This window comes from Terrimonas ginsenosidimutans, from assembly GCF_022012415.1.
Lineage (GTDB): Bacteria > Bacteroidota > Bacteroidia > Chitinophagales > Chitinophagaceae > Terrimonas_A > Terrimonas_A ginsenosidimutans.
This window is the reverse complement of sequence record NZ_JAKLTR010000001.1, coordinates 172,025-187,703: the sequence shown is the minus strand read 5'-3', so window position 1 is coordinate 187,703 and position 15,679 is coordinate 172,025. Positions and strand designations below refer to the sequence as shown.

At 43.9% G+C, this 15,679-nt stretch carries 9 protein-coding genes; 4 read left to right on the top strand and 5 right to left on the bottom strand.

Features of this window, described 5'->3' with window-relative positions; all coding sequences use genetic code 11:
- Positions 1–159: 159 nt before the first annotated feature.
- Entirely contained in the window at positions 160–912 is a 753-nt protein-coding gene (locus tag LZZ85_RS00690) for an HNH endonuclease (RefSeq protein ID WP_237867996.1), read from the top strand.
- Positions 913–928: 16 nt separating this feature from the next.
- On the opposite strand, the gene LZZ85_RS00685 is transcribed toward LZZ85_RS00690, so the two are convergent.
- Positions 929–3,574, bottom strand: a complete 2,646-nt coding sequence (locus tag LZZ85_RS00685; RefSeq protein ID WP_237867995.1) for a UvrD-helicase domain-containing protein — start codon at positions 3,572–3,574, stop codon at positions 929–931.
- A gap of 969 nt (positions 3,575–4,543) precedes the next feature.
- On the opposite strand from LZZ85_RS00685, the gene LZZ85_RS00680 reads away from it, so the two are divergent.
- The 3 genes from LZZ85_RS00680 (at position 4,544) to LZZ85_RS00670 (ending at position 8,138) form a co-directional block, all read left to right on the top strand.
- A complete protein-coding gene (locus tag LZZ85_RS00680) occupies positions 4,544–5,467 on the top strand; it encodes a glycoside hydrolase family 25 protein (protein ID WP_237867994.1) in 924 nt (307 codons plus the stop codon).
- Positions 5,452–6,738: a C1 family peptidase gene (locus tag LZZ85_RS00675; RefSeq protein ID WP_237867993.1), complete on the top strand. Its 1,287-nt coding sequence runs from the start codon at positions 5,452–5,454 to the stop codon at positions 6,736–6,738. Before LZZ85_RS00680 ends, LZZ85_RS00675 begins: the two co-directional genes overlap by 16 nt.
- A gap of 221 nt (positions 6,739–6,959) precedes the next feature.
- Positions 6,960–8,138, top strand: coding sequence for a hypothetical protein (locus LZZ85_RS00670; protein ID WP_237867992.1), 1,179 nt, complete (start codon positions 6,960–6,962; stop codon positions 8,136–8,138).
- A gap of 592 nt (positions 8,139–8,730) precedes the next feature.
- Here LZZ85_RS00670 and LZZ85_RS00665 read toward each other — a convergent pair.
- From LZZ85_RS00665 to LZZ85_RS00650, 4 genes are all read right to left on the bottom strand, one after another.
- On the bottom strand, positions 8,731–10,137 hold the full coding sequence (locus LZZ85_RS00665) for a PAS domain-containing sensor histidine kinase (protein WP_237867991.1): 1,407 nt from the start codon (positions 10,135–10,137) through the stop codon (positions 8,731–8,733).
- Between the two features lie 316 nt (positions 10,138–10,453).
- Positions 10,454–11,347 carry a helix-turn-helix domain-containing protein gene (locus tag LZZ85_RS00660; RefSeq protein WP_237867990.1) on the bottom strand — a complete coding sequence of 298 codons (894 nt, stop codon included), beginning with the start codon at positions 11,345–11,347 and terminating at the stop codon, positions 10,454–10,456.
- Positions 11,348–11,604: 257 nt separating this feature from the next.
- Complete coding sequence (locus LZZ85_RS00655; RefSeq protein WP_237867989.1) at positions 11,605–11,910, bottom strand: GIY-YIG nuclease family protein; 306 nt, start codon at positions 11,908–11,910, stop codon at positions 11,605–11,607.
- A gap of 332 nt (positions 11,911–12,242) precedes the next feature.
- Complete coding sequence (locus tag LZZ85_RS00650) at positions 12,243–15,317, bottom strand: T9SS type A sorting domain-containing protein (protein WP_237867988.1); 3,075 nt, start codon at positions 15,315–15,317, stop codon at positions 12,243–12,245.
- Between the last annotated feature and the right edge of the window lie 362 nt (positions 15,318–15,679).

The window sequence follows — 15,679 nt, the reverse complement described above, 5'->3', positions numbered from 1 at the left end:
AGAAAAGATGCGACCGTATCTCACGGCCCTTTTTAGTGAACGCAGTGACGATTTTTTGAACTCTCCTAGACCTGCCTTATCTGCCAGATTGTTTCTTATTAGAAAAAAGTCTAAGTTTACTTTGTTTACGGGACAATTTTTCCTCGCGACAATGCTTCCATGCGTAACCCCAAGTGGCACCGAGACGAAATCATTCTTGCTTTGGACCTTTACTTTGATGAACATAGAGGCCCTATCGACGACAAAAACAAAAAGATCATAGCCTTAAGTCACACTCTTAACCAACTTCCCTTGTTCCAGGATCGACCTGATAAAGAACGGTTCCGTAATGCAAACGGTGTCACCCTTAAGCTATCGAACTTTCTTGCACTAGATCCTGATTATCATGGCAAGGGAATGACGAGTTTATCCAGACTAGACAGGGCCGTTTTTGAGGAGTTCTATCAACAGCGTCAGCTCCTGCGCCGGATCGCTACAGAGATCAGGCAGATTTCGGGAGATCCAGAACTTCGCCAGCAGCTACAGTCCGTCGAAGAGGACGAACAAACAATCAGCGACACTGTATCGGAAGGCCAGATCTTATACAAATACCATAAGGTGATCGAAAGGAATCCAATTATTATTTTAAAAAAAAAGAAGCAAGCGCTGGAGCGTTCAGGAAAACTCTCTTGTGAAGCTTGCGAATTTGACTTCATTACTTTCTACGGTGACTTGGGTAAAGATTTTATTGAGTGTCACCATCGGGTACCCTTAGCCAGTTTCCAAAAATCAAAAAACACTTCGCTCGATGATCTCGCGTTGGTCTGCGCAAATTGCCATCGGATGCTCCATAAAAGCATCGATACGATGTCAGTAGAAAAATTGAGAAATCTTATCCATGCTAAGATTAAAGGTTCTGACGCTAAACTTTGACCTTCGTCCGGATTCTTTATCTCTGTTCATTTCCCGCCCATTCCTGATACCTACAACCATACATAAAGTTTGTACACCCATAAAACGCCCATTCTTTTCCATTCTTTGTCCCGGTTCTTTTTACCAGGTCTGCCGTTTTACACCTCGGGCACTTTTTGATCTTCGAAGCCACGTTTTCCACTTCCAGTTCAGCGATAAATTTTGATTTATAGGAGCTATCTGCGACAAAGTACACTAACTCCTTTGCCCTCGTCATGGCTACATAGAATAGTCTTCTTTCTTCGCCGTTTTCAAATTGATCAGCATCGCTTAGCAGCAGATTGAGGACAGGATCATCGGACATGCCGGAAGGAAAGCCGTGTTTCCCGGAATTGCAATTGATGACAATGACAATATCGGCCTCCAATCCTTTTGATTTATGCACCGTCATAAATTGCGCAGACAGGCGATGGACTTCGCCACCAGTTGACTTGACGCTATAGCTGATTGTTTCATTTGCCTTATTTATAGTGAACACATTTCCTTCATTTTTTATCCTGTCAATGTCGAAAGAATAGCGGCCCAGGACCAAGATTTCTTTACCCTTTGCTGCACCGGAAGCAATCAGTTCATTGAATATATCCCGTAAAGCAAACGTGTCATCCTGATTGTCAGAAAAAGAGTATGTGATCTTGTATGTTGAAGATCTGCCACTGCTAAACCCTTTTAATTGCTTTTTGGTTTGATTGGGGTTCTTGAGAATAAAACTGCTTGATAGATTGATCAGTGGATCATAAAACCGGTAGGTTGTTTCGATCTTTGCCTTTTCTGTATGACCAAAGTATTTTTCAAACTCCTTGAATAAGGTAATATCGCTTCCGCTGAATCGATAAATCGATTGCCAGTCGTCACCCACGCAGAAGAGTTTGCAGGAAGGGTTGGTATCTTTTATTGCTTTGACAAGCTGATACCTGCCAATGGATATATCCTGGAATTCGTCAATGATCACATAGCTCAGCTTCCTTTGATATCTCCCGGTCGCTATGTAGCTGGCGGCCTTGTTGATCATGTCACTAAAATCGATCTCTTTTCTTTCAGCCAAGTACGTTTGATACATTTGATATATGGGATCAATGATCTCAATAAAGAGCTCGTTACGTTTTCGATGAACTTTATTCGATATCTGATCATTTCTGAGTTTTACATCATCTATTGAATAATTGTTGGATTTCATGAGGGTGATGAATGTCTGGAACAGGAGTGTAAAACTGTCAACTTCATCTTTTGCTGACGCTGAAATGATCTCCCAGATCTCTTCGGGCGATTTAGGCTTGATCTGCACACCAGCAGCAGTTAGGTTTTTGGCCAGGTTCTCAAAAAGTATGTTGTCAAACATCTCGTGGCTGAAAGTCTCAATCAGGGTCGTACCGTGGGTCTTATGTAGTTCTCTTTTCCACTCTATGCCGTCTGTGTATTTTTTGGTTGCCTGTTCAGTCGTTTCTCCTTTTTCTTTGTCGGCAAAGAAGTGCGCAACTTTTCCATTCTTATTGATGCCAAAATGCTCCAGGTAAACAGTGTTTGCACTCGGATTGATAGTAAAGTCGGGCTTGTATTGACGGTGCGTTTGTGTAGCTGTATCATGTTTGTATGGAAACTCATACTCATATTCCACATTATTGAAAAAGAGATAATTGCCGATCTTGCATTCTTCTATGCTTTTGACAACCTCCCGTTTTGCAGTTGCCTTGCCTTTGGTTTGAATGGATCTTGTCTTGTAAGTACTGAAGTTCTGATCTTTTAAGTACTGGACGTATTCTCCCCGGGTTTTAAATTCATCCTGCGATCTTACAATCTTGAGGAACCCTGTAAAAAAGGTAGTGACTTTATTGAGATAGGCAGGGTTTCGCAAAAGTTCTGTAAAGAAACCTGTGATCAACTGCTGGAACTGTTTTTCATCAAATATGCTCGGTTGTTTTTGTTCTACAGCTGCAATAACATCTTTCCCGAATTTGTGGAATGTTTTTGCTTCGACCCCGGGAACATTGATCCGGCCTGCGAGGGTAGATGCAGATTTACTGGTAAAGGAGATCAGCAAGATCTGGTCGGGGGATACTTTATAGCGATCTATCAGGTAGGTCACCTTGCCGACAATCGTAGTGGTTTTTCCCGAACCGGCACCCGCAATGATCAGATTGTTATCTTCGTCAGTGACAATGGCGGTCCGTTGCTGATCGTCTAATTTTCTTTTTTCTACATTATCAAAGAAGGCGCTATACTTGATGAGTTCCTGGCTGATAAATTCTTGATTGTACTGATCTCTGTGCGTAGAACCGTTCTTGTAATAGTCAAATAGCAATTTTATCGTCGAAATATCTTTTTCATCAAGCCCGAGATCATCATAGCTCCTGTCCTTAACAGCCTCATAGATCCCCGAAACAGCGGTTCTCCAGGTATTGAGTTCATAATTGGCGAAATATCCTGCGTCATAGTTTTTGGTATGTGAAAAGAATTGCGTTACGGCAGTTTGGATCTCCGGTAGAAGCCCGGTGATTTCGACAAGACGATGCTTTCTTGCTTTCGCTTCCCAGATCAGAAGGTCGGCTTGTTTTTTTCTCTTGTGTTTTGTCCAGAGATAAATCAAATACCCGGCAATTGCTGCTATGATAGCGATAATGAATCTCATCAGGCTGTTCGATTACGGGGGGCTTTTTAGATAGTCAAAATACAAATTGGGGGAGCTCTTGCATAGTATTTGGACGATTATTTTAGGGGTATGGAGTTGAAGGGTTGTTGCTTATTGACATACTTTCATGTTGTTGTGAGGTCAAGTATTCTTATTTTGGTCAGGAGATAATTAATCGCTGTTTTTCATGTCGCCTCGCTTCCGTGATTTGTAGAGTATTATAGATGATCTGATCGATGGAGAATGTTCGATCTAAGAGATTTCATACTCTTCTGATTCGCATCCTACTCTAAAGTATTGTCGAAAACATTCAATACGTCAAGGGTACATTGTTGATATTTAAGGGGTTATACTTTTACGTCAAAAATGTTGTCGCAAAACCAGCTTTTGCGTCACATTTTTGACGCAAAACTTGTCGCAAAACAGCTCCCGGCGGCAAGTAATGTAATGCGCATTAAATTCTACAAGAAAATTGAAAAACTTAAGAACCAATTACTCAAAGAATTAGCCGAGATGTCAAGATGGGCTACAAAGCCACGATAAATACAGCTGCAAGCTGATTGTAGCCAAGCAGTTAGAGGGTGAAAACACTATCTCTGCAGGGGTGAAAAAACGGTTGCTATTTTGACCCCTGTGATAGACCTTTACAGTGACGGCTAATTCTTCCCATCCCGCGAAACAACTCCTTTAATTTGTTCCCCCCTGTTCGGATTATATCCCGGGCTAGAATGCCGGGCAGGTAACCAACATGAACAGTGTCTGATTGCTATCGGTCAGCCGCAGTATTGGATAAATGCTACCAACTGCTTGTAGAAACGAATGGTTTGCTGGTGTATTACAGTCCGGAATAATAAATGCGTTCGTAGATTACCGGTTTATACGAAATTTCGCGGGTGCAACATTAGCACATCGAAATAGGACGAAATAAGTCGGATACAATAAAGATAAATCTCAGTAAACGAAGATCAAATGAAGTCGCATAAACAGAATGTAAGGACCCGAGGAAAACACTTTGTGGGCAGCGTCCTGACGCTGTTAATCTTATGCCTCCCAAAAGCGTTTTGGGGACAAGAGACGGAAAACCAAGAATTTTACATGGGGGCTTCCATACGGTCAGATAGTACCCAATCCATTGGCAAATTGAATTTATTAAGGAATGACACTGTAAAACAATCATTCTATAATTATACTGGTGTCAGATTGAAGGATGACGTCAAGTATGGTAAATATGGAGTGGATATATCCAAATGGAACGGTGTAATTGATTGGAATAAAGTGCAGACTGACACGGTTCCAGATCGAATCCAATTTGTTATAGCAAAAGCAACACAGGGGCGTACATTGGTGGATGCTCGATTTAAGGAAAATTTCAGTGCTGCCAAGGCTAAAGGGTTCCTCACCGGAGCTTATCACTTTTATGATCAGAAGGCCGAGCCAGCGAAGCAGGCAGAAAATTTTATCAATACGGTCAAGCTGGAAAAAGGAGATTTGATGCCAATACTGGATGTCGAAAGAAATTGCTTTGCTGACTGCGATAAAACTCCCGACCTGCTAATACCTAAAAATGAACTCATTAAAAATTTAAAGGCGTTTATCGGGTTGCTTAAAGAACATTATAAAACAGATGTGATCATTTATACAGGGGAGGCTTTTTATAACGCATTCCTGGCGGACGATTTCAAGGACAATTACTTTTGGATTGCTAAATACAGTTATACGCCGCCAAGATGTTTCCAGGTGGGCGAAACATTCTCTCTAGACAACCCCTGCTTCAAAAATTCCAAAAAAGGATGTTGGCAATATACACAATGGGGGAACGTAAAAGGATTTGACAGCAATGTTGACTTGAATTTTATCAATAACTATTATTTGCTCAAATGGATTATAAAATAGCAATCCTCTGGGCCTGTTTCCAAGTGACCTGGTGCAATGGTCACGGGCAGCAATTTTTTTGTGATTATAATTTGTCGTCGAGTCCGGTCAGAAGTGAAGCATGCGTATACAATCAAATGAATGCTTACTCAAATACAGATACGCTGGCAAGACAACTAATCACCAAGATTTTGAGCCTCATATCATTGCCTGTGAACTTCGCGATCGAACCTTGCGAGAAAATTAACACATGCCGCGCCTATGTATACGATAACGGGATCAGATACATTTTTTATGATCCACAGTTCATTAAACAACTGATTGAACCTGAAACAGACAACTGGGCTCTCTTGGCCATTCTCGCGCACGAAATTGGTCATCATCTGTGTGGTCATACTTTGAGGAGTGCAGATAACGAGTTACACCGACGAAATGAACTGGAAGCCGATGAATTCGCGGGTGCAATCATGGCAAGACTGGGCGCTTCTGAAAAACAAGCATGGCAATCCTTGACCGAAGTTCAACATCCGCTATGTGAAAAAGAAACGTTTGATAGCCATCCTTGCTTCGAAAACCGTAAACGAAAGGTACTCTCCGGCTTTCGCTCCATACACAAACCTGATCGAAGTGAGTTGCCAGGGCTAGCCATTAATTTACCGAAAGTGGATATTTCGCGAAAAAGTACACCGGTAAGGGACCAGGGGCCCGAGGCAACGGCGGTAGGCTTTTCAATCGCCTATGCACTCGAAATCGAAATCCAGCGGCAGTTCAATTACTCGGTGCAGATCAGCCCACGATATATTTATAATAGTGCCGGAGGAACTCAACTGTCAGGAATTTATATTGATAAAGCATTGCAAGTACTGATAGAAAAAGGGGCGGTTGAGGAATCCGTGTGGCCTTATCAGTTCGGAGACTATGCAAATATACAACGCCAAAAATCTGCCGATACTACTAGCAACAGATACAAGATAAAGAGGTTTTATCAAATTCCAGTAGACGTAAGCAATTTTAAAGCGGTATTAGATAGGGGAAAAGCTATTGTAATCGGAATGCGTTTGCCAGATTATTTTGTACATTATACATCTGGAGTGTTCAAACTAAAACCGGGTGATGATTGCCAGGCGTGTTACAATTATACATCATTCTGTATCGTCGGTTACGACGATGTGTCTCGAAATATTCGGCTAAAAGGGTCTTGGGGACGGGAGTGGGGAGACGAGGGTTATGGATACATAAGCTATGATGATTTTAGAACTTTAATCAACTTTGCCTATTGCATGGATTTATAGTAAGTCGCGGGCTGATTAATGTTACCATAAGAAAATGTAGAAAAGTACGCTGGATATGTATTCAAAGATCTGAACGCTGAGAATTCCTTAGCAAACCCAATTGGTTTACTTCTTCTGCCAATAGCCTCTTTTGAATCTAAATGGTATATAGCCTCGTCGACCATAGGCTATTTTTTATCGGCAAATTGACTTAAAAATATAGAAAGTCTAAACCAACAATAATGAGTAAGCGAATATTTGTCTTTTTAGCATCACTGTTTCCATTTATCATATTTGCTCAATCGCAGGCGGAAACGTCTGTTGCCGCTAATGTAAATACCGACTCCTTATTAAAGGTTTTCCAAAAGAGGATAGACACCCTTGAATCCACGGTAAAAGTCTTAACCTCATCGACTGCGCAGTCTACAGCAAATGACTATTCCAAATCCTATCGAAATTCTTTATTAGCTATTGAGCTATTATCGTCATTGCATACAACGGTTGGTAGCATCATTTCCGATAGAAACCAGGCGGAAGCATCAAACCTGCTAAATCAGGTAAATAATCCAACGAGTGACCAACTGGGCTTTATCTTTACTGATCAGGTTCTGACGTTTGCGGAACAGGTTATCTCATCTGCTAACATTGTAGACGAGCAAAAAAATAAGATTAGAAATACAGTCAAAAATATTGTCGATGGATTGAAAACGTCTTTTCCTCCATTGAATATTGTAACTTCTGTCATTTCTTCGTTTGCGTCCTTTAATATTCCATTTATTGATAAGTTGAAAAAGAAGATAAAAGGGGGTGATAGTTTAGCTATCAAAGCTGTTTCACCCATCACACAAAATATGTTAAAACAGTTTTCTTCTGCCATTATGCCTTATATTGAATTCTACCAGAATCTCAACAATTCATCGCTATTATTTTCAAGCGATTTGAATTTTCACAAGGCAAAATATGAAGACTACTACCCGTCAATAAAGGCGTTGGCTAGTAGATATCAAAATGAACTGGGAATAGACATTAACGGCATTATTGGTTCTCCAAAAGATGTTGCTGATAAGTTATTCGAAAGTAATACTGCCGCCAAGAATGCAGCTTTATACAAAGTCGTTCTTCAGAAAGAGGAAGTAAAGAAATTGGGCGACTTCACCGTTCAGACTGCTCAATTAGCAAGGGACTTCAAGTCTTTTTACAACGATTATTATCGAGTTTTATTAAAGAACTTTGCTGAAAACTTAACATTACTGAATGATGCTAAGAGGCTGCCGGGCGCCAACTCCTCAACAATCGATAAGTTAATCAATCAGTTAGCCTTGTTGAGGAAAGGAAATGACGAGAATGATCCAGGTTTCGAGGTTAAATTCAAAAGGAATTTAGAAATAATTCTTTCAAAAATATCTCAAATTACGCACTAAACGGCAGGAGTTGAGGGAGTATTCGGAAGACGGTTATTTAAGGAAAGCGATAGTTTGTTGAGTAGGCCTTATTTTAGGACCACCATGTCGAATCGCGCTTATCTGTAGCCAGTGCAGGCCGGAACTCTAGGGTTGGCCCTCACGCACGTTTCAATATTCAACCAATGATTATTATTGTCCGAAGCGGGTAGAAGGTCAATAGCGACCCTCGACGCCGACTGCTGTGTCATCGTTCCTACCAAACAAACCGGCCGGTTCATTCACGTCACGCTGACGCAGCGCGCAAAGGATAATTATAAAGACTTGGAGTAGATACTGTGGTTTCACTGAGTGAAAAGCACTTCCAGGATGATGAGAAGACGATCAGCATCCGCAACCCGAAGTCGACAATTTCGGAAAGCTTGTTAGACGGTTAACCGAGGATGATGAATGGGTTTATTTATTGATCAAGCCACACCGTAGGGAGGTTGACTCTTCGTCCCTAAATCAAGTTTTTTCTCTTCCATCGTGTATCAATTTACTGTTTTTAAATTGACACACTTTTTTAAGCATACTCTCCCTGAACAAAAAAAATCTTCAATATCTAATCCCTCTAACCCATCCCCTCTCTCCCCGCAAACTCCACCACCAACCTACATCCCTCACCCGGCGCCGAAACAACTTCCATACTTCCATTATACAATTCCGCGCGGCTTTGAATATTTGACAGCCCGATGCCTTTTCTCTGCAAGGCGGTATCAAAGCCCTGCCCGTCATCGGTGATCTCTACCCGGATGCCGTTATCCGTTGCAGACAATACAATGGTAACATTGGCGGCATTTGCATGTTTGATAATATTGTTCAGCTGCTCCTGCACGATCCTGAAAAGATTGAGCTTGAACTTATCATTCAGCTCTGCCGACTCGAAATTGCAGATCTCCGTCTTGATGGAAAGATCGTATACACACATGACATCCTCGGCCAGGCACTGAATGCCCATCTCCAGGGTCAGCAAACGCTGTAACGGGCTCACCAGGCTTTTGCATAATCGCCGGATCTCTTCGATCGCATCCAGGATATAACCGGCGGATTTGTCGATTAATTCGGTCTTGCGGGCCGGTGGAGATTTCTTTGCCGCACTGAGGTATAAGCGGGATGCACCCAGGATCTGATTCACATTGTCATGCAGCTCCATGGAGAGTTCAGCCCTTTCGGTTTCCTGGGCCTTAATGATGGCTTCGGTCAACCGTTTATGCTGCGCAAATCTTTCTTCCTCCAGCCTTCGTTCCAGTTCCAGTTTGTCGGTAACATTCTGGGCGATGGTCATCACGGCATCTTCATTATTATACCGGGTTCGATGCAGGCAGATCTCCATAAAGATGTGCTCGCCGGTTTTAAGCACATGCCGCCATACGCCGGCTGGTCCATCGTCAGCTCCCATCTGAACATTCAGTAAATATTCCCTCAATTTTTCCTGGTCTTCTTTTAGGCGCCAGTCGAGCGCGGTTTTTTGCAGGAACTCTTCCCGCGAAAAACCATACTGTTTAATAGCGGCCTCGTTCACTTCCAGTATGCCGAGGTCTTTTAACCGGATCACATAAATGACCATTGGATTGTCATGGAACAAACGGCGGTATTTTGCTTCTACCTGGCGCTTATCGGTTGTGTCCCTCAGCAAGACGCAGAACCCGATCTGTTCACCAGTCACACCAGCGAGGGCATACAGACTGATATCAAAATAGCAGGTGTTCTGATCATCGGGGAAAACGTCTTCGAATGAAAACACCTTTCCTGTCTTCAGCTGATCGAGTTCATGCAGTAAGAATTTTCGCTTTTTCTCCGGGAAAAACGCAAGCACATCGTCTCCCGGGGATGGATCATGGCAGCCGATCATTTTTAAAAACCGGTTGCCCCCTGCATTGAAGGAGAGTAACTTTTTGTCCATGTCGAGGTAGAAGATCAGGTCTGGCATATTCTCCACCAATAAACCAAGATCAATTTCATTTACATTAAATGGCATACAGCTTCAGGATTTTTTATTCATTAATAAAAATCTCCGGTGCATCAAAGCACCAATCAAACAATGATAATGGTTATGAAATTCTTTCTTTAAAGTGTTGGCAGACTGATAAATTATCAGCACTAATTCTTCATCCGGTCATTCATCTGTTCAGCAGGTTCAGCGAAATAGGCTGCATGGTTATCCTGCTCTTAAAATCATAAGCGTTGCGATAGCTTAAATATTTCCCATTACAGCAATGGGTACATTTATTTTTGCGAAGATCAGTTGGGCGTCCAGGCTTCTGTTCATATTTTGACGCAAGGTATCATTCGCTTTAGTCGGTCTCCAGTCCGACCTGATAATCCTTCCTGAAATCTTCAGGTGTTTTTCCCGTATACTTCTTGAAAAATTTAGTGAAGTAGGAATTGTCCTGGAAATTCAATTGTGATGAGATCTCACTGATGCTGAGATCAGCATTGATCAGTAATCTTTTTGCTTCAAGCATGATGCGGTCACGGATGATCTCGCCGGCGGATTTTCCCAGCAGGTCCCTGCACAGTGCGTTCAGGTAGTTAGGCGTCACGTATAATCGTGCAGCATACTCGCTCGGCAATTTCAAGGGTATGTAATTCTCATTCACCAGTTTTTGAAAGTTCCGGAGTGTGGTGAATCCCGGTTTTGATAATTGCTTTAACCTGGTTGGTTCGATCTGCCTGGTTACGGTAATAAATAGTTGCAATAAAAGGGTACGGATCATTTCCGTTGCATGGTTTTTCACGGGTTTTAATTCATTCAATAATCGTTCAAATAATGCTGTTACTTCCTTTAGCCAATGGCCGGTGAGGTGTATTACCTGGTCGTCCCCATAGCCGCCAAAAAAGGGAAACCGCTCTAAGTAATTGGGCTCTTTAAAAAACGAATCGAAAAAGCTTTCTGAAAAATTGACAATGTATCCATCCACCTCACCTGAGAATTGCCAGCTGTGAACCTGTCCGGGAATCATGAAATAGATCTGTCCGGGCTTTACAGGAAAGCTGTTGAAATCAATCGCTTGTTTACCTGCGCCCCTGGTAAAAAATACAAGGTGGTAGAAAGAATGACCGTGTGGTTGCAGTAAATAATTTCTTTCCGCAAGGTATTGGCTAAACCTGGAAATAATGAATTCCTCAGGTTTGGTTTCTACGCCGGTGATCGTGCAGATAGAATATACAGGTAACTTTTTTGCCATTTCAACAGTGAAGGTACAGTAGCTGATCGGGGATCTGTTTGTATTAAATCACGGGTTGATGGTACTATTTACTTGCTGGTAAATAATGCCATTGATGGGGGTTGTAGTGGGGTGGGAGACAGCGAGTTAATGGGTTAAAGAGGGGAAGTATTCTTAAAGGGTGATGTCCCGGGCCTGCGTCGTTCAGACTTGTTATCCTCCGGAGTAAACGCTGATTTCAGCGTATAACAATCCCAAACGACGTAGACCCGGGACAATCATAATCCCGATTCAAACAAATCACCGTACAGATCCTTCATCAAAGGATTCACCTTTCTTATTAACTCAAATTTCCATTGTCTTCGCCATCGCTTCAGTTGCTTTTCTCTATGGATCGCGACATCGATATCATTGTATTCCTCATAATACATCAGGTCCTTGCATTTATGCCGGCGTGTGAATTCGCTTTCACCCCTTCTGTGTTGTCCGACACGTGATACCAGGTTGTTTGTAACTCCTGTATAAAGAACACTTCGTGTAACGTTAGACATGATATAAACAAAAAAGCGGTATTCTGTTCTCATGTGAACAATCTACAATCGTTCAGAGAATATGAAAGCAGGAAAACAACGGGAGATAGTGTGAAAAAACACATCGGTATTTGTAATGAAAATAGTATTGGTCCCGGGTCTGCGTCGTTTGAGGTTGTTATAGTTTGAAGTTTGGCCCGGGATGACAAGGAAGAATTTGTTTATAGGATGAATGGGGGAAAAGATAGTTAAGCCGAACTCGATCCGGGGGAGGATGACAACCGGAAGCCGTGTTCAAGGGTTCGACAAAGTTCTTTACCTGTTGGTTCGCAGCGTTGGTGAACACTGCAACCTATCATTGGCCTGGATGATAAACTCCGTTACTTCTATTTCTCCTTCTGCAACTTGATCGTTTGTTTCTCGCCCGTTGCTTTATCCGTCACAGACAACAAATAAAAGCCTGCCGGTAGGCGTTCGAAAGCAAGAAGAGAAAGCTGGTTGATGCCCTTATTGACCTGCCGGTCTTCGCTTACCATCCGGCCCCCCACGATATTCGTAATGACGCATTGAATACGCGTGCTCTTATCCGAGGTATAACTCAGATAAGGCGAACCGGTGAAAGGATTCGGGCTTACCAAAGCTGTTCCCAATGTTGTTGTATGCGGCGTAAGGCTGATCGTGCGGCTATATTTATAACTGCCATCAGTGTCTACGATGCGGAGACGGAAATAATTGGTGCTTGTAAGTTTTTCGTTCAGTATGTAGCTGAAAGCGGTGGTAGCAATTCCGTTGCCACGATAGGGGATTTGCGCCGTTCTTTGGAAAGCATAGCCATCTGTGCTTTGTTCAAGATCAAAGAAGCTGACGTTAACAGCTTCCGCTACGGACCAGTTGAACACCGATCTGTTGTCCTGGTAATCGCCACTGAAATTAAGTAAGACCAGCGGTAAGACCATGTTGACATTGACTGTTACTGATCGTGAACCTGCGGGGCATCCGGTTAATGCATCGGCGGAGATTTTCAGGAGATACGTGCCGGATGCAGCAAAGCTTGTTGACGTCAGATTGAACGGCGATACAGCATTGTTCAACACTGAAGTGGCGTAGCTCAGGCCGCTGTTATCTGAAAGGGAATACCACAATCCTGTTCCTGGGTTAGTGATAGAATAGGTAACTGTTTGCCCCGGGGCGATGCTCGAGGATGCAGGCGTTACCAATGGAGCGAGTGGGGAGGTGCAACCGACAGAGGCTGTCGAACACCCTGAACTCTCCGTTCCTCCCGCACTTTGCGCGGTTGCGTGCAGGGTTCCGCCATAATATAAAGTATTTGAAGCGACCGGGATCGTCCATGTGGTAGCCGCGCTGATCGCTTGCGAACCGATCAGAGCGCCATCCTGGTATAAGCGGACAGTACCTGTGAATGCCGCAGGCATTGTACCAGACACGGAAGCACTGGCATCTGAATAAGTTCCCGTAATAACGGGGCAGGCTGCAGCGGTCAACACAGTGGCAGAGGAAGAGGCAACACTGGTGCAGCCATTGTAAGTCTGCATGGCATAATAAGACTCAGCACTTATAAGAGCGGGTACCGTGACCGACCACGCTCCCGAACTGCCTGTTGTCACAGGCAGGCCGGTTGCAACGCCGCCGGGCGAAATTCCTTTATAGACCTGCACAGATGCTCCGGCGATCGCGGAACTTCCTGTGATCGATGTGGCGCCGGCTATGAGGTTGGCGGAACTGTTGACCTTAATAACAGGTGGTTCCAAAGAGCAACTGACCGTAAACGCTGCAGACTGGGTGATACAGGCGCTTCCGCTTTGTGAATAGATCCGCAACTGATCACCGGTAGCGAGGGTAAGGCCGGTAAAACTAAAACTGCTTGCCGTCGCCGTGACGGACGATTGATATTTTCCGTTGATGAATAAACGAAGGATGTCTCCAGCCACTGCACCGGATCCATTGATCGATGTATGAGAGGCGTAAAGTGGTTGTGCAATCGACAAGCTATTTGATGCAATAACGGGAGGCACTCCACTGCTGCCTGAATTGATGCAAACAAACACAGGTGCTGATCTGCAACTTCCGTTTTCTGTAATGATCATATAGGTGCCGGTTGCCACATTATTCGCACCACCGGAGCATCCATTTGTATAAAAGGCAAAACTGGTGGTGGTGGGATAAGTTGTATTAACTCCTGTGCTGATCTTATTTGATAAAGGGGAGGCTGTGGTTGCGGGCAATAGGTATACGGCAACGGCATTACCAGACGCGGTTGATGGCATCGACCCGGAAATTCCTTTTAGCGAAGCACAGGTGAGTACCGGCGCTGCCGGCGCGCTAAGGCAGGCTGTTGCACTGACGGTATTTGACTGGAGGCATTGCGATTCTCCAACAGCTTGTGCCTGCGCATAGAATACATCGCCATTGGACACGGTGGGAACGATCACGCTCCATGCGCTTCCGGATGAAACGGAAGTTATCCCGGCCAACACACCATTCTTAAATAAGCTGATCGTCGCTGTTGCGGGTTTAGTTGCATCGAGGCGGTTCCAGGTTCCTGCTACGGATACATTAATGCCTGCTGCCACTGATCCGGTGATAAGAGGTGCACTCGTACAGGTAGCTGCTACGCCGGTGAAACTGCTTAGACTGATAGAAGGTTGTGCATCGATGACCGTTTGCCAGGCCGTGGACGTATTGGAAAAAGCACCATCATCAATACCATAGATATCGGAACGTGTTCCCTGCAGGGCAGAAGAAGGCGATGTGACTGTTGTAACGGCCACCCGCACAGCAACAGGATTACCAATCGCTGAAAGGGGCACGAACCAGTCATAAAAATAATCGGGGTTGTTACTGTCGGTAGACAAAGCCATCGAGATCTGCGCATTCGTGGAAAGCGGGTAGACCACGGGAGTACCCGGCGTGACTGTTCCATCTATACTGTATACCGCAACCTGGAAGTTTGTTTCCAGCACTACTTCGTATTCAAAGCCCGGGTTACCGGGACTGTTGCCGGATGGTCCTACATAATTCGGATCTGCCCGGCCTATTTTCCCATCGGTATCTATCAATACGCTGTATGCTTTCGAGCCGCTGATGATGCTTCCTATACGCAGGCGAAAAAAGATATCGGTAGATGTCTTGAGAAGATAGAATCCGCTGCCATCTACTTTCTTCACGATATCACTGAATCCTCCTGACGGACCTGTTGCAAGATCCCCGGTGGGTTCACCGATCGCCGGTGGAACTACCTTGAAGGCCAGTTCGCTTTCCAGTATATCATCCAGCTTAAATCCTACAGTTGTTGCGGAGGCAAAGCCATTACCATCCGGATTCAGTTTGGTGATACCTGCGCCTCCGGCAGGGCGCACAATAAGTCCGGGTGATTGTGCCGAAAGCTCAGCTGACCCGAATAACGATAGGAGGTAAGCAGCAAAAATGCAGATTTTCTTCATAAGAATTGGTTTAAGGAATATCTCCTTTCCACCAAAATAGCCGTTCTCCATTTTGGAGAAAGTCGTTCATTCTATGATTTTCCAGTAGAGTTTGGACTACATTGATCGCATGGGATTACAAAGCTGAAGTGTCAACGACGAGATCATTTTTTCAATCCCTTCAACCTGTTGCAGTAATTATCAAAACGATCTTCATTTGCGGTAACTAAGAGCAAAACCTGAAAATTGACCCGATCCGGGGTTGCGCTTTTCATCCCATTCAACGTCTTTTGCCAGGGGCGTCGACCGTGCTATACATCATCATCATCACGGTCAATGCCCCGCCACACTTCACTGACCTAATCGGTCAGCGAAGCGGTAAA